Raw genomic sequence first — 26,196 nt, 5'->3', positions numbered from 1 at the left:
TTGGACATCGGACGCCCCCAAATCAGCAAACAATGCCGGGGGCGCTTAGGGGGCGTTCGTGACGTGCGCGTCACCGCCAGACTGCGGTTTCAAATCGAAACTGCGACGGCGGCGTGACGATCTGTCCGGGAACGGAGGGACGGCGCTGCGCCTGCCAATCCTGAATTGTAAAATTCTCGCGAGAAATTCTCGCCTTAGTAGAGCCTTCACCACAAGGCCCGAGCTTGCCCGCGTTGGGACGGCTGCCGTTCGGCGCCGTCGCGTGTCAGTCCCGCCGGTGTCGAGCGGGGCCTGTGGGGCGAGTACAATGTTGCAGACGTCGAGCGTTCCTCATCCGTCGCGTACCGGACGGAGGCTTTGGCTGTGGGCGAACGCTTCGGCCCTGGCTCTGGCCGCGGCGGCGCTCACGCCTCACACGGCCCTGGCGGCGAACTTCACGGCGGGCACCGAACAGCAGTTGCGCGATGCAATCGCCGCCGCGGCCGCCAGCCCGGATCCTCAGTCGACGATTACGCTCACGGCCGGCTTCGCGGTCGCCACGCCGATCACCTTGCCGAACAAGACCATCAACCTCGATCCCGCGGGATTCACGATCACCGGCCTGACCGTCAACGGGACGAGCGGCTACTTCGTCGTCAACGGCGGCGGGGTCCTCCCGCTGGTCGGCTCCAATAAGGCCGCAGGGCTCTCGGTGATCGGGGGGGGAGAGGTTCGGCTTGAGAGCGGCGCCAAGGTCACCACCAGCGGGCTGCTCTTGGTGAACGGGGGCGGCGCGCTGGTCGTCGACGGGGTCGGCAGCGTGCTAACCGCCAATTCGCTCGAGGCCGCCAACGGCGGCGCCGCCACGATCCGAATCCGCAATGGCGGCGTCGTCCACGCGCTGACCACCGCAGCGATCGGCCTGGCCCCCAACAACACGTTGGACCTGACGGTCAGCGGCGTCGGGTCGAAATTGATCTTCGACCAGAACGCTTCCCTGGGCACCGCCGCCTCCAGCTCGAACGCAGCCTGGACGATCTCCGACCATGGAGCGGCGACCGTCGCCGGCGGCCTCGTCATCGGCTCCCAAACCACCTCGCAGCCGACCGCGCCCCGGCTGACGGTGACCGGCGCCGGCTCCACGCTCGGAACAGGCGGGCTGACCCTCTATCGCGGCGAAGTCAGCGTCCTGGACGGCGGCGAGGCGACGGTCAGCACGCTCAGCATCGGCCCGCGGCTCAATAACGGAACGGCGAAGTTGCTGGTCTCGGACGCGGGCTCCCGCCTAGTCGCAAGCGGCGCTGTAACGCTCGGGGCGAGCCCCGGCGCGGGGATCGCAATCCTGGCCAACGGCGGCGTCCTGAAGGCCGACAGCTCATTCACGGCGGGTACGGCGACGGCCGTCGGGGTGCTCAACTTCGGCGGCGGCGAGGGTCTTGGGTCCCAGTCGCCCGGCGTGCTGGAGACCCAGACCGTCACGCTCGGCGCGGCAGGCCGGCTGAACTTCAACCACACCGACGCCAATTACGAGTTCAAGCCCGCGATCACCGGCGCGGGAGCCATCAAGGTCGCCGCCGGGACGACGCACCTGACCGGCGACAGTTCGGGTTTCGCGGGGACCACGACCATCGCCGGCGGCAAGCTCCATGTCGACGGCAAGCTGGGCGGCGCCATAGCGGTCGGAACGGCCACCACTCTCGGCGGGTCTGGAACCATCGGCGGCGACGTCACCGTCAACGGCGGAACCATCGCCCCCGGGAACAGCCCCGGCACGCTCAGCATCGCCGGGAACCTGACGCTGGACGGGACGTCGGTGCTGGACATGGAGTTCGGCGAGTCCAACACCGTCGGCGGACCGATGAACGACCTGATCAAGGTCGCCGGCGACCTGCGCCTGGACGGCGTGGTCAACGCCACGATCACGGCGGGCGGCGTGTTTGACGCCGGGCTCTATCGCATCATCTCGTACGGCGGGACCCTGGACAACCAGACCCTGGCGGTCGGCACGACGCCGCCCGGCTCGACCGTCACGGTGCAGACCGTCATTCCCGGGCAGGTGAACCTCGTCAACACCGCAGGCCTGGCCGTCAATTTCTGGGACGGCGATGGCGCGGGCAGCGCGGGTAACGGCCGGGTCGATGGCGGAGCCGGAACCTGGACCGCCGCCAGCACCAACTGGACGACCGGAACCGGCGCGGTGAACAACATCTACAGCGCCAGCGACTTCCTGATCTTCGCCGGAACGCCGGGGACGGTGAACGTGGGAACCGTCACTGTGGGCGGCGGCATGCAGTTCGCGGCCGACGGATATCGTCTGGCCGGCGGGACGATCACCCTGTCCGGCGCGGGGCGAACTTTCCGGGTCGGCGACGGCACGGCGGACGGCAAGACCTATGTGGCGATCATCGACTCGCCGATCACCGGTCCCGGGGCCGGCATCATCAAGACCGACCTGGGCACGCTGATCCTCAACGGGGCCAACACATATGGCTTCACCACCACGGTCCAGGCGGGCACGTTGCTGTTCAACGGGACGGTGGCGGGCGGCGGGAGCGCCCTGATCGTCAGCGCCAACGGGACGGTCGGCGGAACCGGCGCGACGCGCGGCGGGGTCGTCAACGGTACGCTCGCGCCCGGCGGGCTCGCCCTGCCGGGAACGCTGACCTTCAACGGCCCCCTGATCCTTGGCGCCAGTTCGACACTCCGCTACCGCCTCGGCCAGGCTGGAACGGTCGGCGGCGCGCTGAACGACCTATCCGTCGTCAACGGCAACCTGACTCTGAACGGGACGCTCACCGTCGCCCAGTCGCCGGGCGGCAGCTTCGGCGCGGGCGTCTATCGCCTGATCGACTATACCGGAAGCCTGACCGACAACGTCCTCGACGTCGGCAGCCTGCCCGGCGGGTTCACCGGCACGGTCCAGACCTCGATCGCCAAGCAGGTGAACCTGGTCGTCGCCGCCATCCCCGGCGGCCCCGGCCCGGGCGGCGGAACGACGCCTCCGCCGCCTCCGAGGGTGTTCAGCTTCTGGGACGGCGCAGGGTCGGCGGGCGACCATGCGATCACCGGCGGCAACGGGACCTGGCGCGCGGACGCGGCCAACTGGACCACCGCCGACGGCGACGCCAACGGGACCTACGATAAGCCGATGGCGATCTTCGCCGGGACCGGCGGCGCGGTAAGCGTCGACGGCTCGGCAGGCGCCATCGTCGTCGGCGGCCTGCAGTTCGCGGCGGATGGCTATCGGCTGAGCGGCGACGGCGTCGCCCTGGAAGCCGCCCCGGGCGCCATTCGCGTCGGCGACGGCACGACGGCGGGCGCGGCCTTCACCGCCACGATCGGCTCGGTGCTGAGCGGGGCCGGCGGAGTGGACAAGACCGACGCCGGGACTTTGATCCTGACGGCCGAGAACATCTATGCCGGCGGCACGCGTGTCAGCCGCGGCGTGTTGCAGCTGGGCGACGGCGGCAGGAGCGGTTCGGTGAAGGGCGACGTACGGATCGACGGCGTGTTGGCCTTCCACCGGGCCGACGACGTGGTCTTTGCGGGAGTCCTGACCGGCGCCGGGGCCCTGGCCCAGATCGGTCCAGGGGCGACCATCCTGACCGCCGACAGCGGCGCCTTCACCGGCCTCACCGAGGTGCGCGCCGGCGCACTGGCGGTGGACGGAGCCCTGGGCGGCCTGGTCACGGTGTTCGGCGGCGGGAGGCTGACCGGGACAGGCAAGGTCGGATCGCTGAGCAACCAGGCCGGCGGCGTGGTCGCGCCCGGCCATGGCGACATCGGCGTGCTGACGGTCACTGGCGACTACGCCGGGGCCGGCGGTGTGCTGGAGTTGGATGCGCGCCTGGGCGCGACGCCGGCCGCCGACCGGCTGGTGGTGCGCGGCGCCGCCAGCGGCGAGACCTTGGTCAAGCTCAACCGGCTGGCCGGGGACGCCGGGCTGCTGAGCCCGGACGGACTGGTGCTGGTGCAGGTCGACGGCGCCTCGAACGGCGCCTTCGCCCTGGCGACCGGCGACTATCGGCTGAACGGCGAGGCGGTGCTGGTCAACGGCGCCTATGGCTACGTACTGCGCAAGGACGCCGATGGCGACTGGCGACTTCGTTCGGGCGAGGGCGCGAAAGCGCCGATCTTCCAGCCCGGCGTCCCGGTATACGAGGCCTATGGCCGCACGCTGATGCTGCTCAACCGCGTCGACACGCTGCGCCAGCGCGCCAGCGGCCGCGAGCGCGCGGAAACGACCGGGCTCTGGGGCCGTATCGAGGGCGGACGCGCCAGGCTGGATCCGGCCTTCAGCACCGCGGGCGCCGGCCTGAAGGCCGACCGCTGGCGGATGGAGTTCGGCCTGGACCGGACCCTGGGCGAGGATCTGGCGGGCGGACGCCTGAGCGGCGGCCTCACCGCCCACTACGGCGAGGTCTCGGCCAAGATCGCCTCGCCCCACGGCGGCGGCGAGATCAGGACCAAGGGCTATGGTCTCGGCGCCAACCTGACCTGGGCCGGCGGCGCGGGCGGCTATATCGACGTCCAGGCCCAGGCGAGCTGGTTCGACAGCGACCTCGCCTCCCGCCAGCTCGGCCGCCGCGCCGACGGCGCCAAGGGCGACGGCCATGTGGTCTCGCTCGAGGTCGGCAAGGCGCTCGCCTCCGGGGGCGGCCTGCGCTTCACGCCCCAGGCCCAGCTCAGCTACGCGAAGGCCGACTTCGACGGTTTCGCCGACACGTTCGGCGCGGCGGTGTCCAACGACCGGGGCGGCAGCCTGATCGGCCGCGTCGGCCTGGCGGTGGACCACGACTGGTCGTCCGGCGGGACGGCCTATCTCGTCGCCAACGTGCGCCACGAGTTCATGGACGGCCTGCGGGCCGACGTCTCCGGCGTTCGGCTGGAGAACCGTCTCGAAAGCACCTGGGGCGACCTGGCGGCCGGCGGCGCCTATTCCTGGGGTCACGGCCGCTTTGCGGTCTACGGCCAGGCCACGGCGGCGACCTCGCTCTCCTCCTTCGGCGACAGCTACGAGGTCGGCGGAAGCGCCGGCTTCCGCATGAGCTTCTAGGCGGCGCCATCGGACCCGGCGGCGAGGTCGTCGGGGACGACGCCCTCCCCGCGCCTATCCCCGCGGACAGGAACTGGACCTCGCGCCGAGCCGGCCGGTCGCCCGCTCGACGGTCGCCGTCGCGCCCCGACGCGGACGGCGCCGGGGGTTCGTCAGCCGCAGGCGGCGCGGACGATCTTGCCGGTGGCGGGGTCGGTCTCGATGGTCACGCGCTCGGCGCGATAGTCCATGGTCACCGGCTGGCCGGGGGCGATCTGGCGGACGATGGAGGCGCCGGTGAGCTGCTTGGCCTGGTCGTCGGTGACGCGGTCCTTGCCGGCCAGCGCCTCGGCCGCATCACGCTTGCAGGCGGCCGGGCCGCCCGCGGGCTCGGACGCCGTGCTCTGGCAGCCGGCGACCGCAAGGGCGGCGATGAGCATGGCGCCGGCGGCGGCGGGGATTTTCGAGTTGATGGACAAGATTTCTCCTTTCGTCGATCGGCGGGTCACTAATGGGCCAGAGTGGCGAAGGTGTGGTCGATGATCTAGCGGGCCGGGAGGGTTCGCCGGCGGGCGTCGCGGATCGCATAGGCGACGGCGAAGACGGCCACGAACCCCAGGGTGGCCAGGAGCTCATGCGCGGCCAGGGTGGTGAACAGCCAGACGATCATCGCGGCGGCGGCGAGCGGCGCGGCCCAGCCGCCCGGGGCCACGAATGGCGCGCCGTCGCCGGTGACCCCGCGCGCGCGCAACCGCAGCACGCCCAGGCAGCAGATCAGGTAGGTGACCAGGGTGCCTGCGACGGCCAGGACGGCGATCTGTTGGAAAGTGCCTGACAGCGCCACCAGCACCACCAGGACCGAATAGAGCCAGATGGCGATGGCCGGCGTGCCGAAGTGCGGATGGATGCGGCCAACCGCGCGGGGCAACTGGCCGGCCCTCGCCAGGGCGAAGGCGATGCGCGGCGAGCCCAGCATGTCGGCGGCGAGATAACCGGCGGCCGACAGCAGAGTGAGGCCGCCCAGCAAGGCCGCCCCGGCCGGTCCGAACACGGCGCCGGCGGTGTCGGCCAGCGGCGTCTTGGAGGCGGCGAGCGCCGGGCCGAGCACGCCCTGGGTCACGGTCTGGAGGCCGATATAGAGCACCGCCACGGTCCCCAGCGCCAGGACGATGGCGCGTGGAACGGTGCGCGCGGGGTCGCGCGTCTCTCCCGAGACGCAGAGCCCGGATTCGACGCCCATGAAGGCGAAGAACAGCAGCAGCGCGCCCTCGCCCACCTTGGGGACCGGCGGGACCGAGGTCCAGGCGAGGTTGTGCGGCTGGACCGCAAAAGCGCCCACGAGGATCAGCAGCAGCAGCGGGGTGAACTTCAGAACGCCGAACACCACCGCCAGGCGCCCCCCGCCGCGCGCGCCCAGCGTATTGGCCGCCCCCAGGAAGCCATAGAGCGCGACCAGCACGACGACCACGCCCACCGGCGTTCCGGCGGCCGGGACGAAGCCGGCCAGGGTGTCGATGAAGAACCGCGCCAAGGCCGCGGCGCTGCCGATCGACGTGGCGAACAGCGCCAGGGCGCCGGTCACGCCGCCGACCACCGGACCGAAGGCCGCCGTGGCGTAGGCGTAGAGGCCGCCGGCGTGCGGAACGCGGCTGCCGGCCTCGGCCAGGCAGAGGCCGACCAGGGCCACCAGCACCAGGCAGGCGGCGTAGGCCAGGATGGCGGCCGGCCCGAGGATCGCGGCCACCAGGCCGGGCAGGCCGAAGATCCCGACCCCGACGATGCAGTTGAAGGAGGTGAAGGCGACCCCGGCGACGCCGATCACGCGGCCCGGCTCGGCCTGGTGCGGCGCATCGCTCATGGAGAGACGCCCGCGGGCCGGCCGACGACGCCTTCAGCACCCTGACGCATGACAGTCCCCCCGACCGCGCGGTTCGACTATGTCACATGCAGGGAATGCGTCTACGGCCCCGGCGGAAAGGCCTCGAACTGCGGCAGATCGTCGAGGATCTCGTGCCAGGGCGCCTTGGAGCCGACGAAGATGTGGGCGGTCGGAGTCAGGGACGGCCGGTCGACCAGGGTTCCGAGGGTGACATGGACGTAGGCGCCCTCGCGCACCTGCGAATAGAGCAGCGAACCGCAGGCGGCGCAGTGGACGTCGTGGGTCAGGGCGTCGCCGTAGCGCAGGAGGCGGTCCTGTCCGCGCACCACCGACAGCCGATCGGCCGCGACGCCGGCGAAGGGCTTGAACGCCGCTCCGGTGGCCCGGCGGCAGCCGGAGCAGTGGCAGTTCAGCGCGTATTCGAAGGCGTCGGCGACCTGGTAGCCGACGGCGCGGCAGAAGCATTCCCCGGAGAGGACAGGCGGATCGGCGCTCATGCGGGATTTCTAGCGCGAACCGCCCGGCGATGAACATCGCTCAGTGCGGCGGGAGGGCCCCGTCCAGGAAGCCCAGCATGGCGTCCAGCGTGGCCTGGTAGGGCGAGGCCCCGAGCGCCTCGAGCGTCGTGCGGCGATTGAAGAAGCCATGCCCCTGCCCTGGATAGGAGATCAGCCGGCAGTCGGGCGCCCTGGCGCAGAAGCCGCGGACCGTGGCGATGGGGACGAGCCGGTCCTGCTCGCCGTGCAGGACCAGGGTCGGCGGGAGGGCCCCGACGTCCAGCAGGGCCGGCGAGATCGCCCGCGCCTGGGCGTCCGACAGGCCGGTCGCGCCGCGCACCAGGCCGCCGGTCAGATCGACGGCCGGGTTGAACAGGACCAGCGCGGCCGGCCGGGCCGCGGCCGGGGCGCGCAGGGCCGTCATCAGCGCCAGGTGGCCGCCCGCCGACCCGCCGGCCAGCACGATCCGGGAGCGGTCGATCTGCAGACCGGCGCTGTGTCCCAGCAGCCAGTCGTAGGCGCGGGCCGCATCGGCGACGGCGTCGACGGGGCTCGTTCCATCCCGGCACGCAACGCGATAGTCGGCCAGGGCCACGACATAGCCGCGGTCCCGCAGCGCCTGCGCCTGGCCGAGGAACTGGCTGACCTGGCCCAGGCGCCAGCCGCCGCCGAAGAAGAACAGCGCCGCCGGGCGCCGCCCCGCGGCGTGGGCGGGCTCCAGCAGGTGAATCCTGAGCGGCCGCCCGCGCTCGGCATAGACGAAGGCCTCGGCGCCGGCGAGGCGTTCGTCTTGCGGGGCCACGCCTGCGCACCGCGTCTCGGGTCCGCCGCCCGCCGCCGAAGCCGTTCCCGCCGCCAAGCACAGTCCGACCACGGCGGCGAGCCCGGCCGCCAATCCACCCCCGAACTTCATGCCGACGCCCCTCAATTATGACAACGTTGTCTAGCAGAGATCGTCTGGCAGATGTCAAGGCGTGGCGCAGATGGAGGTCCCTAGCCCGCCGCTGCGGCGTCCAAGGGCGCGCGGATGGCGCAGCGGAGGCCGTCGCGCTCGAAGATCATCTCGACCTTGCCGCTGAGTTCGGCGGCCAAGCCCCGTTCCAGCAGTCGCGAACCAAAGCCGCGGACGGCCGGGGCGACCACCGGCGGACCGCCAGCCTCCCGCCAGTCGACCTCGAGGATCAGGGGATCGCCGGCGCATCGCCAGGACAGGCGCACCTCGCCGTGCGGCCGGCTGAGCGAGCCGTATTTGAGCGCGTTGGCGCCCAGCTCGTGAAACGCCATGGAGAGCGAGATCGCGGTCTTCGGCGACAGCCGCAGCGGCGGCCCGTCGAGCTTGATGCGCTCGCCGGTGTCGTCCAGGGCGCGCAGGACGCCCTCGGCGATCTCCGCGACGCCGGCGCCCTCCCAATTCTCGCGGGTGAGGATGTCATGGGCCGCCGCGAGCGCCGTGAGCCGGCGCAGAAAGGCCTCGCGCGCCTGGCCCGGCTCCTCCGCCCCGCGGAGGGTCTGGACGGCGATCGCCTGGACGGTGGCGAGGTTGTTCTTCACCCGATGGTTCAGCTCGAGCACCATGAGGCGCAGACGCTCCTGCGCCTCGGCCATCTTGCGGTGCGCCTCGGTCCGCTCGGTCACGTCGCGCAGGGCGACGGCGACGCCGCCGGCCCGCAGGGGTCCGATGCGCAGCTCGACCCAATGCCCGGGCCGGAAGGCCGAGCGCGCCTCCATCTGCCGGACCTCGCCGCGCTCCATGGCGCCGAAGCAGGCCTCGCCGAACGGGCGATCGCGCCCCTCCGGGAAGATCTCCCAGAGGCCGCGGCCCAGCACCTGCTCCCGCGGCCAACCGAAGAACTCCTCGGCCGCGTGGTTGAAGACGACCACGCGCCAGTCGCGATCCACCGCGTAGAAGGCGTCGCTCACGCTCTCGATCAGGTCGTCGAGCCGGCCGCTCTCGGGGCCGTCATCCAGGGTTGCGTCGTCGGTCACCGGCGCACTCTCGCAGGGTGCAGGCCGAAGAGGAAGCGCAGCTTGCAAGCCCCCGCCCACGGCCGCGTGGGCGGGGCGAAATTCGCGGCCCCCTTCCCTACGCGGCCGCGGAGTGCTCCCTTCGGGGACATGAGCATTCCATTCGAAGCGTTGAGCGTCGGCGAGAGCGACGTGCTGGTGGTGATCGATCCGCAGGTCGACTTCTGTCCCGGCGGCGCGCTGGCGGTGGCGGGGGGCGACGAGGTGATGGCGCCGATCAACGCGCTGGCCCGGCGGTTCGCGCACGTGGCGGTCACCCAGGACTGGCACACGCCCGACCAGATCTCTTTCGCGTCCAACCATCCGGGCCGCCGACCGTTCGAGACCATCGAGGTCGCCTATGGTCCCCAGACCCTTTGGCCTGACCACTGCCTGCAGGGCTCGGCGGGCGCCGCCTTCCACCCCGGCCTGGACCTGCCGCAAGCGGAACTGATCCTGCGCAAGGGGTTCCGGCCGCAGGTCGACAGCTATTCGGCCTTCTTCGAGAACGACCGGGCCACGGCCACGGGCCTGGCCGGCTATCTGCGCGAGCGAGGGCTGACGCGCTGCGTGTTCGTCGGCCTGGCGCTGGATTTCTGCGTCCGCTACTCGGCCCTCGACGCGGTGCGCGAGGGGTTCGGATCGGTGGTGATCCCCGCCGCCTGCCGGGCCATCGACCTGGACGGCTCGGCGGCGGCGACGCTGGCGGCGTTCGCCGCGGCGGGGGTGACGCTGGCCGACCTCTAGCCGAACGCCTTGCGGCCCATGCGGGCGTAGGCGTCGCGGACGACCGGCCCGGGCGCCTTGCGGGCGGCGGCGGCCATGGCGCGCAGCATCGGACGGGCGAGCGCCAGGCGCGCAGGACTGACGGACAGGCCGAGGCGCGCGCGGATGTCGGCGGGAACGAGGTCGATCGCCGCCTCGACCACCAGCGGCTGGAGCGCGCGGCCGGCCAGGCCGAAGGGACCGGTGCGGCGGACGATGCCGAGGAACTCGTCGATGATCCGATGGGGCGCGAGATTCGGCGTCATGGCCCTGAACAGCGCCTCCACTCCGGCGACCGAGCCCGGCGGGCCGGGCGCGCCGAACGCCAGGCCGACGGCCGCGCCCTCGGCGTAGTAGCGGTCCTGGTCGGCGGCGGACAACGGCGCGACATAGCTCAGATAGGCGTTCAGGAAGCCGAATCCGGCGGTGGCGTGCACCCAGGTCATCAGATCGCCGTCGAGGGCGTGGAAGGCCTGGCCCTCGGGCGTGGTTCCGGCGACCTTCTCATGCATGCGCGTGACCATGGCGATGCGCTTCAGCGCGTCGGCGGTCGAGCCGTAGGTGGTGATCATGGTCGCCTCGCCCGTGCGCTGCATGCGCAGCAGCGGCTGACGGGCGAAGATCGAATGTTCCCAGACGCCGGTGCGCACGCGCGGCTCGGCCAGTTCCAAGATGACCGCGCAGATTCCGCCGACGCCGAGCGCGATCGGATTGGCGTGGACGCGCCAGGCGACGCTGTCGGGCCCGTAGAGGCCGCGGTCGCCGGCGGGGCTCAGATAGTCGATCCGGGCGGGCCGGAAGGCCGCGCCCTCCGGTGCGGCGGGCGGGTGGTCGAATGCGGCGTCGGCTGCGCTCATGGCCATCCTCCGGATCGGACGATGAGCCTAGGAGGCGGCGATCCTGAGGCAAGCTGACGATTGTGACAGGGAGCCACGAAAAAGGCCGGCGCTTGCGCGCCGGCCCCCTTGGATCGCTGCGAGACCAGGTCAATCAGGCGGTCGCGAGGACGCCCTTGCGCGCACGGCGCACCATGGCGCCGACCAGCCCGAAGCCGGTGATCATCATCGCCCAGGTGGCCGGTTCCGGCACGGCCGAGACCTGCAGGACGGCGCGGCCGCCGGTCACGGCGCGCGGGCCGCCGGTCGACTGGTATTCATAGGAGGTGTTCAGCAGGTTCGCGCCGGTCCCAGTCAGCGGGAAGAAGTCCAGGCGCAGTTGCTGGGCGTAGCCCGCGGTCGAGATGCGGAAGCCTTGCGTGGGCAGCGAGACCCAGTCCGCCAGGCTGGCGTTGTTGTAGGTGAAGGCCGAGAACACGCCCGGGCCCCAGGTTCCCGCCGAGGCGGTGATGTCGATGCCCACCAGCGAGGTCAGGGCGTCGTCGGTGGTGAAGGTCCCCGTCAGCGTACCGCCGCCTTGCAGGGTGACGCCGTCGAGCACGAAGGTCTTGGCGGCCCAGGCAGGGGCGGCCGAGGCGATGGCGACAGCGGCGACGGCGATGGCGGCGAGGCGTTTCATTTCAGCTCCAGAATCGGACAGCGACGGTTCGACAGGCCGTCCTCAAGCAACATGCGCGCCACTTAGGCAAGCGCGCGGACCAGTCCGCCTACTTCAGGTGGCGTCATTCTGGAAGAGAGTTCGCGCTGAAGGAGAAAATTCTGCGCTCGGGCCCCCGGCCGGCCCACGCAGGACGGGCCGGCCAGGGCCGACCCGTCCGCAGGAGCCGTCTATTTGGACGGGCTGGTGTCCGGCGTATTGGCGGTGGTCGCGCCGCCGTCGGCGTTGCCGGCCTGCTGTTCGATGGCGTCGGCCTGGGCGTTCAGCTGGGTTTCCTTGGCCTCGTTCGGCGTGGCCGCGGCCTGGGCCTCGAGGGCGTCGGCCTGTTTCTCGGCGGCCTTGTCCTGCGGGCTGTTGCAGGCCGCCAGGCTGAGGGCGGCGGCCGCGGCGGAAATGGCGATGAGCGTACGCATGTCTATCTCTCCCGGTTCACAAAACAGTGCGGGATAAGCGCTGCAGGGGGCGGAAGGTTGCGATCAGCCCCCGCCGCCGCGCCCGGCCGGGTGGCGCGCCGCCCAGTCGGCGCGCAGGCTCTCGCTGGTTTCGCGGCTGCCGTCATGGCTCCAGCCCGGGCGGCCGAAGACGTAGCCAAGCGCGTGGCGCGGGTGGGTCAGGACATCGCGAACCATGCCGGCCCATTCGTGAAAAGCCACGCGCAACAGGTTGAAGTCACCGAGGTTCTTCACGATGCCATAACGGCACGGCTCCTCGTCCAGTTCGGGCTGGAAGGTGCCGAACACCCGGTCCCAGACGATCAGGACGCCCGCGTAATTGCGGTCGAGGTAACGGGGGTTGCGGGCATGGTGGACGCGGTGGTGCGAGGGGGTGTTGAACACCGCCTCGAACCACCGGGGCATGCGCCCGATGGCCTCGGTATGAATCCAGAACTGGTAGACGAGGCTGATCCCCTTCTGGATGGCGATCATGGCCGGCGGGAAGCCGAGGAAGGCCAGCGGCAGCCACAGCGCCCAGGTCCCGGCCACGCCGCCGGTCCAGGTCTGCCGCAGGGCGGTCGAGAGATTGTAGTGCTGGGACGAATGGTGATTGACGTGGGCGGCCCACCAGAACCGCCGTTCGTGGCTGAGCCGGTGGAACCAGTAATAGGTCAGGTCTTCCAGCAGGAAGAGGACGGCCCAGGACCAGACGGCCGTCATGGGGATGTCGAACAGCCGATGCTGATAGACGAAGAGCGTGGCGGCGAAGACCGCGCCGGCCGTGACCAGCCCGGCCACGGTGCTGCCCAGGCCCATCAGCAGCGAGGCGGCGGTGTCGCGGGTCTCGTAGTTCGCCTTCGCCCGGCCCAGGCGGGCCAGGACGATTTCCAGAATGATCGCCAGAATGAAGAACGGCGTGGCGAGGGTGACGGGGTCGAGCTTCACGCCGCTCTCGCGTCAGGGCCGGGCGACGGCGGCCAGTTCATCAGCGCCAGACGCGCGGCCGGGGCGGCGACGTCTGAGAGATCGAGGCGCAGCACCCCGTCGCGGAAGCTGGAAGACACCGCCTGAGCCCAGGGGATGTGGCGCGCCACATAGCCGTCGCCGACCTCGCACAGCACCAGCGCCGCTGCGCCCGAGCGCGCCAGGGCGCCGCGGCCGTCGACCGCGGTCCAGATGCGGTCCAGCGTGCGGCCAGGGAACTCCTGCTCCAGCAGGGCGCGGGCGCGGGCGTCGGTCAGCGGCGGCATCGGCTTGGCGATCTTGGCCCAGGCCGCCAGGGCGACGAGCGCCGCCACGGCCGCCAACGAGGCCGCGAACTGCACGAAGAAGGCTTGTGACACTTTTCTTCCTCCCCGTGGGGAGCGTCGGCCGCCCGCAGCCGGGCGTCAAGGCCGCTCGGCGACGCTAGACGCCGCGGCTGCGCTGGACCGCCAGCACGCCGGCGGCGCGGGCCCGGCGGCGCAGGATTTCGCGCGCCACCCAGGCGACCAGCGCCAAGCCCGCCACAGTGATCGCCGCGATGGTCGCCCAATGGGCCTCGCCCAAGGCTTCCAGCTCGGCCAGGCCCTTGGCGGCGAAATAGCCGGGCGCGAGGATCGCCAGCACCCACACCGCCGCCGACAGGGCGTTGGCGATCTGGAAGGTGCGGCGGCGCATCTGCAGCAGGCCGGCCATCAGCGGCACGAAGGCGCGCAACGGGCCGAAGAAGCGACCGATGAAGATCGAGGCCGAGCCGTAACGGCGGTTGAAGAGCCGCGTCCGCGCCACCTTGCGACGGTGCGGCCGGAAGGCCGGATGGCGCAGCGCGCGCGGGCCGAGGCGGCGGCCGAGCTCGAAGGAGACCGCATCGCCGACCACGGCCCCGGCCACGCACCAGAACACCACCTGCACCGGATCGAGCACGCCCGCGGCGATCAGGCCGCCGGCCATCACCATCAGCGCGGTGGCGGGGATGAAGGCGCCGATCAGCACCAGGGATTCGAGCAGAGTCACGAAACCCAGCACAACGCCGGCCCAGGCGCTGTGGCGGGCGATAAAATCAGCGAGACTCTGTAGGGCGGCGTCCATGGGGAGGCCCCGCATATGGGCCTCTACGGGTCGCTAAGCGAGGGGCTGCAAGGCCGCAGCCCACGAGTTTTCGCGCCTGTTGCTGCAATGCATCAGAAGATGGACCGAGCGTCATTTGTTCTTGATTTGTTCGACCCGTTTTGGTACGATCCAAGCGTGACCGCAGCGACCGAAACACCCCGCCCCGTCATCCCCTTTTCCGAGGACCTGGCGCGGGAAATCTGCGCCCGTGTGTCGGCCGGCGAGAGCCTGCGGGCCATCTGCCGTCCCCGTGAGATGCCGGGCGCGGCCACGGTGCACAGATGGGCCGCCCTGCGCCCCGACTTCCGGCGCAGGCTGGACGAGGCCCAGCGGGCCGCCCGCGTGGATCGCGAGGACGTCCATCGCCGGGCGCGAGCCGACCGCGCCTGGAAGCGCCAGCGTCCGTGGGGCCGACCCGACGCCTATCGCCCGCAGGTCGGCGAGACCATCTGCCGGGCCCTGGCCGGCGGGATGAGCCTGCTGGAGGTCTGCGCCGTGGACGGCATGCCGGCGACCGGCACGGTCTATGAGTGGCTGCGGGCCCACGACGACTTCGCGAGGATGTACCGCCAGGCGCGGCGGATGCAGGCCGACCTGCTGGCCGACCGAGCCTGGGAGATCGCCCAGTCCGCCACCCACGACGACGTGAAGCTGGCGCGGCTGCAGTTCGATGTCATCCGCTGGCGGGCCGCGCGCGTCGCGCCCAAGGCCTATCGCGGCGAGGACGACGAAGGCGAAGGCGTTATCGAGGTCTATGTGCAGGACTTCGGCACCGGCGCGATCCTGTCGGGCCCGACCCGCGTCGGGCCGGGCGCGTAGCAGCGTCAGAGAAACTTCACGCGACTTTCTGCGTTTCTGGGGTGGCGAAAGCGCAAGCTGCGCCTATCTGTCCGAACATCGAGAGCAAGAGCAGAGCGAGCGACGCAAATGTGTCGATGTCTCCTTAAACGCGGCCGAATGCCGACCTGACACCGCCTTGCGGGCGCCATGCGATGGCCGTCCGCACGCTCGATCGTGAGGCTCCTCGAACCGGGGCGTCACGGACCTCCGACATCAAGTACCGAGTAAAAGGGAGCTGAGTCATGGCTCTACAAATTCTTGTCTCGCCCGCCGGTGACGGCTGGGCCGTTCGTTCCGAAGCCTTCGACAACGAACTCCTCTTCGAGGCCGGCGGCCGCGCGGAAGCCGCCGCGCGCGCCCTGGCCGACCGCTACGCCCGCGCCGGCAATCCGGCCGAGGTGAGCATCTATCTGCGCAACGGCGACCTCGCCGGCCGTTTCGTGCACCGCCCGCAGGCGGCCGCCTTCTAAAGGCTGACCTGGGTCCCCAGCTCCACCACGCGGCCCGGCGGCAGGTGGAAGAAGGTGGTCGGATCGGCGGCGTTCTTGGCCAGGAACGTGTAGAGCTTGCGCCGCCAGCCGGCCATGCCGGCGCCCGGCGGCGAGGCGACGATGGTGCGGCGGCTGACGAAGAACGACGTGGCCATGATGTCGAACTTCAGCCCGAAGCGGCGCGCCTGGGCCAGGGCCAGCGGCACGTTGGGGGCCTCCATGTAGCCATAGCGGACCGACACCTCCCAGAACCGGTCGTCGAGCTGGCGGGCGCTGACCCGCTCGGCCTGGTCGACGAACGGCAGGGGCTCGTTGACGACGGTCAGGATGACGTTGCGTTCGTGCAGCACCTTGAAGTGCTTCAGGCTGTGCATGAGGGCAGGCGGCGTGGTCGCCGCATCCGAGGTCAGGAAGACCGCCGTGCCGGGCGTGAGGTTGGTCTGGCGCTGCGCCAGCAGGCCGCGGAAGTCGTCCAGGGGCACGCCTTCCCGGCTGACCTTGGCGCGCAGGCGCTCGCTGGCCGCGACGAAGGTGGCCATCAGCATGCAGAGCCCGAAACCCAGGGTCAGCGGCACCCAGCCGCCGGTCAGCACCTTCAGGAGGTTGGCGATGAAGAACGTCAGGTCCAGGACCAGCAGCGGCGCGATCAGGGCCAGGGAGAGCGGCAGGCTCCATCGCCACATGTGCCGCACCACGACGAAGGCCAGGCAGGTGGTGACCACCATCGTGCCGGTGACCGAGATCCCATAGGCGTGGGCCAGGGCGCTGGACGAGCGGAAGGACAGCACCAGCAGCACCACCCCGACGAACAGCAACCAGTTGATCACCGCGACATAGACCTGACCCGCCTCCGTCGCCGAGGTGATCTTGATCTCCATCCGCGGCAGCAGGCCGAGCTGGATCGCCTGCTGGGTCAGGGAGAACGCCCCTGTGATCACCGCCTGGCTGGCGATCACCGTCGCCACGGCCGAGAACAAGACCAGGCCCAGGCGCCATTCCGACGGCGCCAGTAGGAAGAACCAGTCGGCGTTGGGCAGCACGCGGCCGGCGGCTTCGGCCGCCGCCAAGGCTTCCGAGGCGAGCGCCGCCTGGCCGAAATAGTTGAGGGCCAGCATCGGCAGAACCAGGCTGAACCACGAGACCTGGATCGGGCCGCGGCCGAAATGGCCCATGTCGGCGGTCAGCGCCTCGGCCCCGGTGACGGTCAGGAACACCGCGCCCAGCACCAGGAATCCGACCATGCCGTGGTGGGTCAGGAAGTAGATGGCGTAGGTCGGAGAGATCGCCGTCAGCACCGAGGGGTTCTCCAGCAGCCGCCAGAGGCCCAGGGCGCCCAGCACCAGGAACCAGACGACCATGACCGGACCGAACAGGCCCGCGACCTTGGCGGTGCCCTTGCTCTGGAAGGCGAACAGCGCGGTCAGGATGACGAGGCTGACGATGATCACCTCCTCGGTCCTGAACCAATGCGCGAACCCTTCGACCGAGCGCAGGCCCTCCACCGCCGACAGCACCGAGATCGCCGGAGTGATGATGCCGTCGCCGTAGAACAGCGCGGCCCCGATGGCCCCGAGCGCGAAGATCAGGCGCGTGCGCCCCTGCAGCGCGCGCTGGGCGAGCGCCATCAGCGAGAGCACCCCGCCCTCCCCGTTGTTGTCGGCGCGCATCAGGAAGAGGACGTACTTGACCGTCACCACCAGGATCAGGGCCCAGAGCGCCAGGGAGAGCACGCCCATGATCTCGGGTCGCACCAGGCCGTCCTTGGCCGCTTCGGCCAGGGCGTCGCGAAACGCATAGAGCGGGCTGGTGCCGATGTCGCCGAACACCACGCCGACGGCGCCTATCGCGAGTTTCCAGTGCGGGCTGCGGCTGGCGTGACGCAGGTCGGAAGTCGCGCTGGCAGTCATGTCGCCCCGTCCGGCCGTCCATTGAGGTGAGCCTGCTTGCGCACACCCACGGCCAAGGCGCAACAGGCTGCCCGAGCCGTGCGCCGGCATCAAGCGCGCCTGGACGTTCCGCGCCCTGCCCACGGCTCCATCCCTTCCGCCGCTGCGGCCGCCTGCTGGGCGCGCCATTGCGGCGCCTTCGTCGCTTTGTCGCCGAACCGTCGCGTTTGATCGCAGGGCCGTTTCGCGACTCCGCCCCTCGCCGTTTCTCGCCCTTCTCGCGTGTCGGCGTCCGCCACACGCCCGGCGGGCCGGGGCCCGCTCCGAAGACTGGAGCGAACTGACGTGACCATTTCGACGATCCGGGGGCGCCTGCTCGCCTCCACCCTGCTGGGCGCGGCCGCCGCGCTCGGGGCCGGCGCCATGCTGGCCGTCCCGGCCACCGCCGTGGCGCAGGACTACACCTCCGCCAACCTGACCGGACGGGTGCAGGACGAGGCCGGCAAGCCCATCGCCGGCGCCAAGGTGAACCTGCGGTCCGGCCAGGGCGTGGCGCGGACGGCGACCACCGACGCCGACGGCCGCTATCAGATCAACGCCCTGCCGTTCGGCGCCTATGACGTCGACGTCTCGGCCGGCGACTACAACGCCATCGAAAACCAGAAGATCTCCGTCTCGTCAGGGGGTTCGTCGTTCGTCTTCACCCTCACCCAGGGCACGGTCAGCGAGTTCGTGGTCACCGGGGTGCGTCAGACCCGCGACTTCACCCGCACCGACACCGGGCTGGCGGTGAACGTCGAGGAGATGGCCGAGCGCGTGCCGCTGGCGCGCAGCATCGCGGGAGTGGCCCTGCTGACGCCCGGCGTCTCGCGGCCCGACGCGACGATCAACGCCAGCTCGCGCCGCAACCAGAGCACCCTGGTGGTCAGCGGCACCTCGGCGGCCGAGAGCGTCTATTACATCAACGGCCTGAACGTCACCGACCTGCGCAACCTGCTCGGTTACGCCGACCTGCCGTTCGACGCCATCGCCACCATCGACGTGAAGACCGGCGGCTATCAGGCCGAGTTCGGCCGCGCGACGGGCGGGGTGGTCAACATGGTGACCAAGTCGGGCTCCAACGCGTGGCACGGCGGGGCGACCCTGACCTATGCGCCCGAAGTGCTGCGCAGCCACGCGCCGCAGGCGTTCTCGGCCGGCGGCTCGGGCGTGTCAGGCGCGACGATCTACAACCGCATGGCCAGCCTGGAGACCCTCGACACCTCGGTCTATCTGAGCGGCCCGATCCTGAAGGACCGATTGTTCTTCTTCGCCCTGGTCAATCCGCGCTCGACCAAGGAGTACTTCGCCATGGCCTCGCAGGGCCTGAGCGGCAACAACCTGCATACGGGCGTGCAGACCTACAACAAGACCACCAGCCCGCGCTGGCTGGCCAAGCTGGACCTCAACATTACCGACACCCAACGGCTGGAGGCCACGCTGTTCTCCGACAAGTCGGAGACCCAGCAGGTGTTCCTGAACCGCGACGCGCGCACGGGGATCACCGGCCAGGGCCTGGGCTATACGGAGAACGCCGGCGGCTTCAACCAGATCTATAAGTATACCGGCGCCTTCACCGACTGGTTCACCCTCTCGGCGCTGTACGGCAAGCAGGAGTCCAGCCAGGAGGATACCGGGCCGCTGGTCGGCGTGCCGCGGATCCGCGACCGGCGCACGACCACGACCTCGTTCCTGACCGCCGCCAACACCGTCGTACCGTTACAGCCGGTGGGTGAGGATACGCGCACAACCTATCGTATCGACGCCGATTTCTACGTGCGCGGCCTGCTGGGCGACCATCACATCCGGGTCGGCTACGACAAGGAGGAGCTGCGCTCCAGCGACGTGCACGCCTATAACGGCGGCTACTTCCTGGACGTGTTCAACCGGGTCCCGACCGGCACCAACCTGCCGGCCCAGCCCTATGCGCTGAAGACGGTGCTGGGTTCGGGCGGCGAGTATTCGGCCGAGCAGACGGCGATCTATGCGCAGGATTCCTGGGACGTCACGCCGAACCTGACCATCCAGGCAGGGCTGCGGCTCGACCAGTACGACTACAAGAACCGCGCCGGCCAGAGCTACATCCAGATGGACGACCAGTTCGCCCCGCGGCTGGGCTTCACCTGGGACCCGCGCGGCGAGGGCCGCGACAAGGTCTACGGCTCGTTCGGCCGCTACTATCTGCCGATCGCGACCAACACCTCGATCCGCGAGGTCTCGGGCGAGGATTATCACCAGGAATACCGCGCCATCACGGTGAACCCGGACGGAAGCATCGTGCGCGATGCGGCCGGCGTGCCGGTGCTGGGCGAGCGGCTGCGGCCCGACGCGATCTTCGCCCGGCCCGTCGCGCCCAATCCGCGCGAGGTGGTGGCCAGCAACATCGAGGCGATGTTCGAGGAAGAGTTCATCCTCGGCTACGAGCACGAGTTCGAGGGCGGGCTGCTGGACGGCTGGCGCGGCGGGGTCCGCTACGTCCACCGCAACCTGGCCTCGACCATCGAGGACACGGACCTGGGCCGCGGCGGGGTGATCGACCGCTACTGCGCGCGGACCAAGAACCCGCTGTGCGTGGCCGGATCGGAGGACGAGGACAGCTCCAACGACCTGTTCACCGGCCATTACATCATGCTGAACCCCGGCAAGGCGGCGAACGTGATGCTGGACCTCGGCCACGGGCCCGGCGGGACCAACCTGACCCGGGTCGACCTGACCGCCGAGGACCTCGAACTGCCGCAGGTGAAGCGCAGGTACGACGCCCTGGAGCTGACCTTCGAGCGCCCGTTCGACGGCCGCTGGGCGCTGCAAGGCTCGTACGTGCTGGCCAGGTCGCGGGGCAACTACGAGGGGGCGGTGAAGTCGGACGTCGGCCAGACCGACACCTCGATCACCCAGGACTTCGACGCCAATTTCCTGGCCGACGGCGCCTATGGCTACCTGCCCAACGATCACCGGCACACCTTCAAGCTGTTCGGCGCCTATCAGGTCACCGACGCCCTGCGGGTCGGCGCCAACTTCTACGCCCAGTCGGGCCGCCCATACGGCTGCCTGGGCTACAACGAGGAGGATCCGTCGGCCGGCGGCGAGCCCTCGGCCTGGTACTGCCCGGTGAACGGCCACAGCGTGCGCACCCCGCGCGGCGCCAGCGGGCGAACCGACTGGGTGACGAACACCGACCTCAACATCACCTACGACCTCATCCGAGAGCGTGAGGGCTTCGGTTCGGTGAGCGCGGCGCTGGACGTGTTCAACCTGTTCAACGAGCAGGCGGTGACGCGGGTGGTCGAAGCCGGCGAGACCCGCGACCTGCCGGGCGTCCCGGTGGCGACCTACGGCAAGCCGCGCAGCTACCAGTCACCGCGCAGCGTGCGCTTCACCCTTCGCTACAGCTTCTAGGCCCACCCCTCCGGGGCCCGGAAGCAAAAGGGGCCGCCTCCTGTGCAGAGGCGGCCCCAAATTGTCTCAAGTTCGGGCGTTAAGCCTTAGAACTTGCGGACGTAACCCACCGACCAGACGTTGGCCTTGCCGCCGTCGTCCTTAAAGTCGTGGTAGGTGTAGTCGGCGCGCACGCCGTTCTTGTCGTCGAAGAAGTACTGGCCGCCGACGCCGTAGTTCCAGCTCTCGCCGTCGGCCTTGGCGCTGGCGCCGGGCACCGACACCTTGCCTTCGGTCTTGCCGTAGCCGATGCGGGCGAAGAGGTCGGCGTTCGGGGCGACCGGCAGGAAGCCGACGCCATAGATCGCCATCTGGTTCTTCAGCTCGGCCTTGCCCTTCACGCCGGCGACGTCGATGTCGTCCTTGCGCACGCCGAAGCCGAGTTCGCCCTCGACGCCGAGGTAGGGGTTGAAGCGGGCGCCGAGGCGGCCCTGGATCGCACCGACGTCGGCGCCTTCGAGATCGTGGTGGCTGTAGCCGACGGAGCCGTAGCCGGTAATGCCGGAATCCTGCGCGCTGGCGATCGCCGGGACGGCGAGCGTGGCGGCGGCGACAACGGCGACGAGAGACATGTTCTTGTTCATTATGGTTACTCCTTACTCAAGCTTGGCCATCCCCAGCCGCCCGTGTAGGTCGCTCCCAAACGCGGCGAGAAAGGGCCGGTTCACGGGCCATACCGAGACGAATTGTGGCTGTGTCATATCGGCAACAGGGCATTTTCAGCCTCAGATCGCCGGATTTGAACCAGCGCCGTGCCCGCAGATCGTCGGCAGGCTGACGGCGTAAACGGACGTGGTATCACTAGGCGCAAAGCTCCCGGCCGGGAGGATTCCCGGGCGTAGAGGAGCGACGATCGGAGAACGCGTTTTGCATCAAGCCGTGATCGCGGCCACGGGCCTCTTCACCCCGCCGCACAGCCTCTCGAACGCCGAGCTGGTCGAGACCTTCAACGCCTATGTCGAGCGGTTCAACGCCGCCAACGCCGACGCCATAGAGGCCGGCGAGGTCGCCGCCCTCACCCCCTCCTCCGCCGAATTCATCGAGAAGGCGTCGGGGATCAAGTCGCGCTTCGTCATGAACAAAAGCGGCCTGGTCGACCCCGAGGTCATGGCTCCGGTCCTGCCCGAGCGTCCTAACGAGGAGATCTCGGTCCTGGCGGAGATCGCCGTGGCGGCGGCGAAGGACGCCATCGCCCGATGGGGCGGAGATCCCGCCCGCATCGACGCGGTGATCTGCGCAGCCTCGAACATGCAGCGGGCCTATCCGGCCATGGCCATCGAGGTGCAGCAGGCGCTGGGCCTGGAGGGCTTCGCCTTCGACATGAACGTCGCCTGTTCGTCGGCGACCTTCGGTATCAAGACCGCGGCCGACTTCGTCTCCACCGGGTCGGCGCGGGCGGTGCTGATGGTCAATCCCGAGATCTGCTCGGGACACCTGAACTTCCGCGACCGCGACAGCCACTTCATCTTCGGCGACGTGGCGACGGCGGTGATCGTCGAGCGGGCCGAGGACGCCAAGGGCGGCTGGGAGATCCTGGGCACGCGGCTGAAGACCCAGTTCTCGAACAACATCCGCAACAACTTCGGCTTCCTGAACCGCGCCGCGCCCGAGGGCGTCGGCAAGGCCGACAAGCTGTTCGTTCAGGAAGGACGCAAGGTGTTCCGCGAGGTGGTGCCGATGGTGGCCGAGATGATCGTCGAGCACGCCGGCGACCTGGGCCTCGACCCCACGAGCCTCAAGCGCATGTGGCTGCACCAGGCCAACATCAACATGAACGAACTGATCGGCAAACGCGTGCTGGGCCGCGAGCCGGCGCCGGGCGAGAACGTCATTATCCTTGACGAGTACGCCAACACCTCGTCGGCCGGTTCGATCATCGCCTTTCACAAGGCCAGCGAGGACTTCGCCAGCGGCGAGACCGGGCTGATCTGCTCGTTCGGCGCGGGCTACTCGGCCGGCACGGTCTTCGTCAGGAAGCGGTAGCATCCCGAAGGACCGTCGCGACAAACGCGCCCTTGCCGGCGGTGTAGGCGGCGCGGTCGTCGGGATGGCGGGCGGCCAGCTCGCGCTTGAGCGCCTGGTAGGCCCCCGCCCTGGCCGGGTCGGCGCGCAGAGCGTCGCGGAAGGCCAGGCACGCGCGCCACTGGACCCCGCCATGCTCGACGAAGTGCGCCAGGTGGGTGCGCGCCGCGCCCTTGCCGAACACGTGGTGGCCCGGGACGCCCGCATGGGGCGCGAAGTCATAGCCTAGAGCCTCCATGGCCGGGACGTAGGTCAGCGCCTCGTCGAGGGTGCGCAGGCCGACCAGCAGATCGATCACCGGCTTGGCGTCGATGCCCGGGATCGATGTGCTGCCATAGTGCTCGATCGCGAGGGGCGCGCCGCCCAGGGCGGCGGCGATGCGCGCGGCCTCGGCCTCGAAGAGCCCGCGCCAGCGCACGTCATGCGGGGCGAGAAAGACCTTGCCGTGCGGCAGTCCGGGGAGCGGCGCGCTCATCGGGCGCGCGCCTGGAGCATGGCGAGCGCCGCGACGGGCAAGTCCGACGGATCGGCCACGAGGTCGTCGGCGCCGGCGCTCTGCAGCTCCTCGCGCTCCCCGTAGCCCCAAAGCACGCCGAGCGCGCGCATCCGGTTCGCATGGGCCCCGGCGATGTCGTAGCGGCGGTCGCCGACCATCACGCAGCGGTCGGCGGCCAGGCCGTGACGCTCAAGGATATGGGCGATCAGCTCAGGCTTGTGATCCAGGGCGCCGCCGGGCTCCGAGCCATAGACGGCGGCGAACAATCCCTCCAGGCCGATATGGGCGAGGATCTTCTGTGCGAACGTGCGGCGCTTGGACGTGGCCAGGATCAGCTGGGCGCCGGCGTCACGCAGGGCGGCCAGCGCCTCGGGCACGCCATCGTAGGGCCGACTGCCGAACAGGCCCTGGCGACCGTAGTCGTCGCGGTAGGCCGCCACCGCCTCACTGGTCCTGTCGTCGCCGTAGCGGGCCAGCAGCAGGCCCATGATATCCTCGATGGGCGGGCCGATGATCCCCGAGATGTCCAGCGACGGGTCGGGCGCGTGGCCGAGAGCCTGGAGCGCGGCGCGGACCGACGAGAGAATGCCGGGCTCGGAATCGACCAGCGTGCCGTCGAGGTCGAGCAGGACTGTGGGAAGCGGCGTGACCATGGCCAAGCCTAGCGGCTGCGCCGCCCGCAGACAGCCCTACTCGACGATGGAGCGGATCACTTGAGCGGGATTGCCGCCGACCAGGGTGTTCGGCGGGACGTCCCTGGTCACCACCGCGCCGGCCGCGACCACGGAGTTCTCGCCGATCGTGACCCCGCCGATGACGGTGACGCCGGCCGCCAGCCAGACATTCCGGCCGATCACGATCGGGGCGGCGGTGACGCCGTCGCGGCGCCTCGAGGGCTCGATGGGATGGCCGGACGTGATCAGGCTGACATTGGGCCCGATCATCACCTCGTCGCCGATATCGATGCCGCCGAGATCGTAGAAGGTGCAGTTCTGATTGACGAAGACGCCCCGCCCGACCCGGATCTCGGTTCCGCCCGTGGTGTAGAACGGCGGGACCAGCAGGAAGCTCTCGTCCACCGGCCGCCCCGTCAGTTCGGCGAACAGGGCGCGGACCTCGTCAGCGTCGTTGAAGGTCAGGCGGTTGAGCCGCGGCATGATCTGCGCCGCGCGCCGGACGTTCGCGGTCATCGCCGCCGATTCCGGGGTCCGCCGGGCGATCAGCCGGGTGCGGTCATTGGCCATGGGGGAGCTCCTTCGAGGGTGGCGAGCGTTCGCGGATTCGCCGGGATCGGCGAGCGGAGCGCGGCTCCGAAGAATTATTTCCACCAGACCGATCCGTTTCACTCCCCTGTGTCGTCTCCCCATCAGCGAGGCCAATTCCGGCGCTCGCCCGGCCCGGAGACGCCAGTATGAACGCCATCACCCTCACGCCCGCCGCGACGACCCTTGTCAACGTGCTGGCCTGCGAGCCTGCGAACCAGTCCGCCCTGCTCGACCTGCTGCGCGAGAACGTCGACACGGTGATCGTCACCCTGGACGGCTGGCGCGCCACCAGCCTCATCGCCGCGACGGACGGGACGCGGGTGATCATCATCTCGCAGTGGCGCGACGCCGCCGCGGTCAGCGCGATGCAGGCCGACGCGCGCATGCAGGCCTATTTCCCGAAGATCGCGGCGCTGGCCGCCTTCGACTCCACCGCCGGCTCGCTTGCCTATGCGCGTCAGGCCTGATCGCGCTACCAAGCCTGACCTGCAAGAGGACCTGCCTATGACCGCGCGCGACTTCGACAGCCTGCTGGCGGCGATGCGGCCGGCGTTGCACCGCTATTGCGCGCGCATGACGGGTTCGACCATCGACGGTGAGGACGTGGTGCAGGAGACGATGCTCAAGGCCTTCGCCGGGCGCGAGGCCGCCGGGCCGCTGGACAATCCGCAGGGGTGGCTGTTCCGCATCGCCCACAACTGCGCCCTGGACTTCCTGCGCCGCCGGCAGCGGGCCGCCCAGCTGGGAACCGAGGAGGAGCTGGCCATGGTCGCCGCCCCCGAGACACCCGATCCAGACATCGCCGCCGCCAGCCTGGCCACCTTCCTGCGGCTGCCGGCCCTTCAGCGCGGCGCAGTGATCCTGAAGGACGTGCTCGGCCATTCGCTGAGCGAGATCGCGGCCATCACCGAGGCGACCGAGCCGGCGGTGAAGTCGGCCCTGCAGCGGGGCCGCGTGCGCCTGCGCGACCTGGCGGCCGAGCCGCAGGACGCCGGACCCCCGGCTCTGCCCGATGCGATGCGGAGCCGGCTGACCGCCTATGTCGAGGGCTTCAAGGCCGGCGACTTCGACGCCGTGCGGGCGATGCTGGCCGACGACGTGCAGTTGGACCTGGTCGCCACCCTGCATAAGCGCGGCAAGGGCGAGGTGAGCCTGTACTACGGCGCCTACGACGCGGCGCGCGAGCGCTGGGCCTACGCCGCCGGCGCGGTCGAGGGCCACCCCGCCATGCTGGTCTACGAGCGCGCCGTGTCCATGGAGGCGCCGGCCTATTTCGTGGTCCTCGACTTCGAGGGCGGCCAGGTCAGCCGCGTGCACGACTTCCTCTATGCGCGCTACGCTCTTGAGGGCGTCATTATCCGCCTGCTCTGAGCGCGCCTCACAGGGGCGGCCGGCGCCGTCGCGATGGCGCTCTATGCGATTGCTTCTAAGCATCGTTTGCAAAAAGATCAGGCGACGCTAAACCCCCGGTCGCGCCTTGCGCG

23 protein-coding genes and 1 pseudogene are annotated in these 26,196 nt (G+C 70.3%); 8 read left to right on the top strand and 16 right to left on the bottom strand.

Annotated elements, in window-relative coordinates:
- The first annotated feature begins 307 nt into the window (after positions 1–307).
- Positions 308–5,035 (top strand): autotransporter outer membrane beta-barrel domain-containing protein, encoded by a 4,728-nt coding sequence (locus ACE3T2_RS04405; RefSeq protein WP_374655105.1) that lies wholly within the window; start codon positions 308–310, stop codon positions 5,033–5,035.
- A gap of 152 nt (positions 5,036–5,187) precedes the next feature.
- Here ACE3T2_RS04405 and ACE3T2_RS04400 read toward each other — a convergent pair whose 3' ends face one another.
- The 5 genes from ACE3T2_RS04400 to ACE3T2_RS04380 all read right to left on the bottom strand — a co-directional run bounded on the left by ACE3T2_RS04400 (position 5,188) and on the right by ACE3T2_RS04380 (position 9,376).
- Positions 5,188–5,493, bottom strand: coding sequence for an I78 family peptidase inhibitor (locus ACE3T2_RS04400; protein ID WP_374655103.1), 306 nt, complete (start codon positions 5,491–5,493; stop codon positions 5,188–5,190).
- Positions 5,494–5,558: 65 nt separating this feature from the next.
- A complete protein-coding gene (locus tag ACE3T2_RS04395) occupies positions 5,559–6,872 on the bottom strand; it encodes an APC family permease (RefSeq protein WP_374655101.1) in 1,314 nt (437 codons plus the stop codon).
- A 101-nt stretch (positions 6,873–6,973) separates the two neighbouring features.
- Positions 6,974–7,390: a GFA family protein gene (locus ACE3T2_RS04390; RefSeq protein ID WP_374655099.1), complete on the bottom strand. Its 417-nt coding sequence runs from the start codon at positions 7,388–7,390 to the stop codon at positions 6,974–6,976.
- 40 nt (positions 7,391–7,430) lie between these two features.
- The gene (locus tag ACE3T2_RS04385; RefSeq protein ID WP_374655097.1) at positions 7,431–8,303 is read right to left on the bottom strand and encodes an alpha/beta hydrolase; all 873 of its coding nucleotides are present in this window, start codon (positions 8,301–8,303) and stop codon (positions 7,431–7,433) included.
- Positions 8,304–8,383: 80 nt separating this feature from the next.
- Entirely contained in the window at positions 8,384–9,376 is a 993-nt protein-coding gene (locus ACE3T2_RS04380; RefSeq protein ID WP_374655095.1) for a sensor histidine kinase, read from the bottom strand.
- A 129-nt stretch (positions 9,377–9,505) separates the two neighbouring features.
- Here ACE3T2_RS04380 and pncA point away from each other — a divergent pair, with 129 nt between their 5' ends.
- The gene (pncA, locus tag ACE3T2_RS04375) at positions 9,506–10,141 is read left to right on the top strand and encodes a bifunctional nicotinamidase/pyrazinamidase (RefSeq protein WP_374655093.1); all 636 of its coding nucleotides are present in this window, start codon (positions 9,506–9,508) and stop codon (positions 10,139–10,141) included.
- Here pncA and ACE3T2_RS04370 read toward each other — a convergent pair.
- From ACE3T2_RS04370 to ACE3T2_RS04345, 6 genes and pseudogenes are all read right to left on the bottom strand, one after another.
- Entirely contained in the window at positions 10,138–11,016 is an 879-nt protein-coding gene (locus ACE3T2_RS04370) for an oxygenase MpaB family protein (protein ID WP_374655091.1), read from the bottom strand. The genes pncA and ACE3T2_RS04370 overlap by 4 nt on opposite strands.
- Positions 11,017–11,149: 133 nt before the next feature.
- Positions 11,150–11,254: pseudogene (locus ACE3T2_RS04365) on the bottom strand (PEPxxWA-CTERM sorting domain-containing protein); the annotation flags it as partial.
- 629 nt (positions 11,255–11,883) lie between these two features.
- Positions 11,884–12,126: a hypothetical protein gene (locus tag ACE3T2_RS04360; RefSeq protein WP_374655089.1), complete on the bottom strand. Its 243-nt coding sequence runs from the start codon at positions 12,124–12,126 to the stop codon at positions 11,884–11,886.
- A 63-nt stretch (positions 12,127–12,189) separates the two neighbouring features.
- On the bottom strand, positions 12,190–13,092 hold the full coding sequence (locus ACE3T2_RS04355) for a sterol desaturase family protein (protein ID WP_374655087.1): 903 nt from the start codon (positions 13,090–13,092) through the stop codon (positions 12,190–12,192).
- Positions 13,089–13,490 carry a hypothetical protein gene (locus tag ACE3T2_RS04350; RefSeq protein WP_374655085.1) on the bottom strand — a complete coding sequence of 134 codons (402 nt, stop codon included), beginning with the start codon at positions 13,488–13,490 and terminating at the stop codon, positions 13,089–13,091. Before ACE3T2_RS04350 ends, ACE3T2_RS04355 begins: the two co-directional genes overlap by 4 nt.
- A 64-nt stretch (positions 13,491–13,554) precedes the next feature.
- On the bottom strand, positions 13,555–14,232 hold the full coding sequence (locus tag ACE3T2_RS04345) for a DedA family protein (protein ID WP_374655083.1): 678 nt from the start codon (positions 14,230–14,232) through the stop codon (positions 13,555–13,557).
- 141 nt (positions 14,233–14,373) lie between these two features.
- Between ACE3T2_RS04345 and ACE3T2_RS04340 the strand changes: the two genes are divergently transcribed.
- Positions 14,374–15,057: a hypothetical protein gene (locus tag ACE3T2_RS04340; protein WP_374655081.1), complete on the top strand. Its 684-nt coding sequence runs from the start codon at positions 14,374–14,376 to the stop codon at positions 15,055–15,057.
- 263 nt (positions 15,058–15,320) lie between these two features.
- The gene (locus tag ACE3T2_RS04335; RefSeq protein ID WP_374655079.1) at positions 15,321–15,548 is read left to right on the top strand and encodes a hypothetical protein; all 228 of its coding nucleotides are present in this window, start codon (positions 15,321–15,323) and stop codon (positions 15,546–15,548) included.
- Here ACE3T2_RS04335 and ACE3T2_RS04330 read toward each other — a convergent pair.
- Positions 15,545–17,476, bottom strand: coding sequence for a potassium transporter Kup (locus ACE3T2_RS04330; RefSeq protein WP_374655077.1), 1,932 nt, complete (start codon positions 17,474–17,476; stop codon positions 15,545–15,547). The genes ACE3T2_RS04335 and ACE3T2_RS04330 overlap by 4 nt on opposite strands.
- Positions 17,477–17,800: 324 nt before the next feature.
- On the opposite strand from ACE3T2_RS04330, the gene ACE3T2_RS04325 reads away from it, so the two are divergent.
- The gene (locus tag ACE3T2_RS04325) at positions 17,801–20,890 is read left to right on the top strand and encodes a TonB-dependent receptor domain-containing protein (RefSeq protein WP_374655075.1); all 3,090 of its coding nucleotides are present in this window, start codon (positions 17,801–17,803) and stop codon (positions 20,888–20,890) included.
- A gap of 86 nt (positions 20,891–20,976) precedes the next feature.
- On the opposite strand, the gene ACE3T2_RS04320 is transcribed toward ACE3T2_RS04325, so the two are convergent.
- Complete coding sequence (locus ACE3T2_RS04320; protein ID WP_374655073.1) at positions 20,977–21,513, bottom strand: porin family protein; 537 nt, start codon at positions 21,511–21,513, stop codon at positions 20,977–20,979.
- Positions 21,514–21,796: 283 nt separating this feature from the next.
- On the opposite strand from ACE3T2_RS04320, the gene ACE3T2_RS04315 reads away from it, so the two are divergent.
- Entirely contained in the window at positions 21,797–22,912 is a 1,116-nt protein-coding gene (locus ACE3T2_RS04315; protein ID WP_374655071.1) for a beta-ketoacyl-ACP synthase III, read from the top strand.
- On the opposite strand, the gene ACE3T2_RS04310 is transcribed toward ACE3T2_RS04315, so the two are convergent.
- Genes ACE3T2_RS04310 through ACE3T2_RS04300 form a run of 3 tightly spaced genes read right to left on the bottom strand, consistent with a single transcriptional unit; the run spans position 22,899 to position 24,691 of the window.
- The gene (locus ACE3T2_RS04310; RefSeq protein WP_374655069.1) at positions 22,899–23,426 is read right to left on the bottom strand and encodes a GrpB family protein; all 528 of its coding nucleotides are present in this window, start codon (positions 23,424–23,426) and stop codon (positions 22,899–22,901) included. The genes ACE3T2_RS04315 and ACE3T2_RS04310 overlap by 14 nt on opposite strands.
- Positions 23,423–24,100, bottom strand: coding sequence for an HAD hydrolase-like protein (locus tag ACE3T2_RS04305; RefSeq protein WP_374655067.1), 678 nt, complete (start codon positions 24,098–24,100; stop codon positions 23,423–23,425). The genes ACE3T2_RS04310 and ACE3T2_RS04305 overlap by 4 nt, the downstream gene beginning before the upstream one ends.
- Before the next feature lie 36 nt (positions 24,101–24,136).
- Positions 24,137–24,691 carry a sugar O-acetyltransferase gene (locus tag ACE3T2_RS04300; protein ID WP_374655065.1) on the bottom strand — a complete coding sequence of 185 codons (555 nt, stop codon included), beginning with the start codon at positions 24,689–24,691 and terminating at the stop codon, positions 24,137–24,139.
- A gap of 167 nt (positions 24,692–24,858) precedes the next feature.
- Here ACE3T2_RS04300 and ACE3T2_RS04295 point away from each other — a divergent pair, with 167 nt between their 5' ends.
- The gene (locus ACE3T2_RS04295; RefSeq protein WP_374655063.1) at positions 24,859–25,179 is read left to right on the top strand and encodes a putative quinol monooxygenase; all 321 of its coding nucleotides are present in this window, start codon (positions 24,859–24,861) and stop codon (positions 25,177–25,179) included.
- Between the two features lie 37 nt (positions 25,180–25,216).
- A complete protein-coding gene (locus tag ACE3T2_RS04290; protein ID WP_374655061.1) occupies positions 25,217–26,083 on the top strand; it encodes a sigma-70 family RNA polymerase sigma factor in 867 nt (288 codons plus the stop codon).
- Positions 26,084–26,196: the final 113 nt, after the last annotated feature.

The organism is Phenylobacterium sp. (genome assembly GCF_041919955.1).
Classification (GTDB): Bacteria; Pseudomonadota; Alphaproteobacteria; order Caulobacterales; family Caulobacteraceae; genus Phenylobacterium.
The sequence above is the reverse complement of the archived record's forward strand: the minus strand, read 5'-3'. Positions and strand labels throughout refer to the sequence as shown.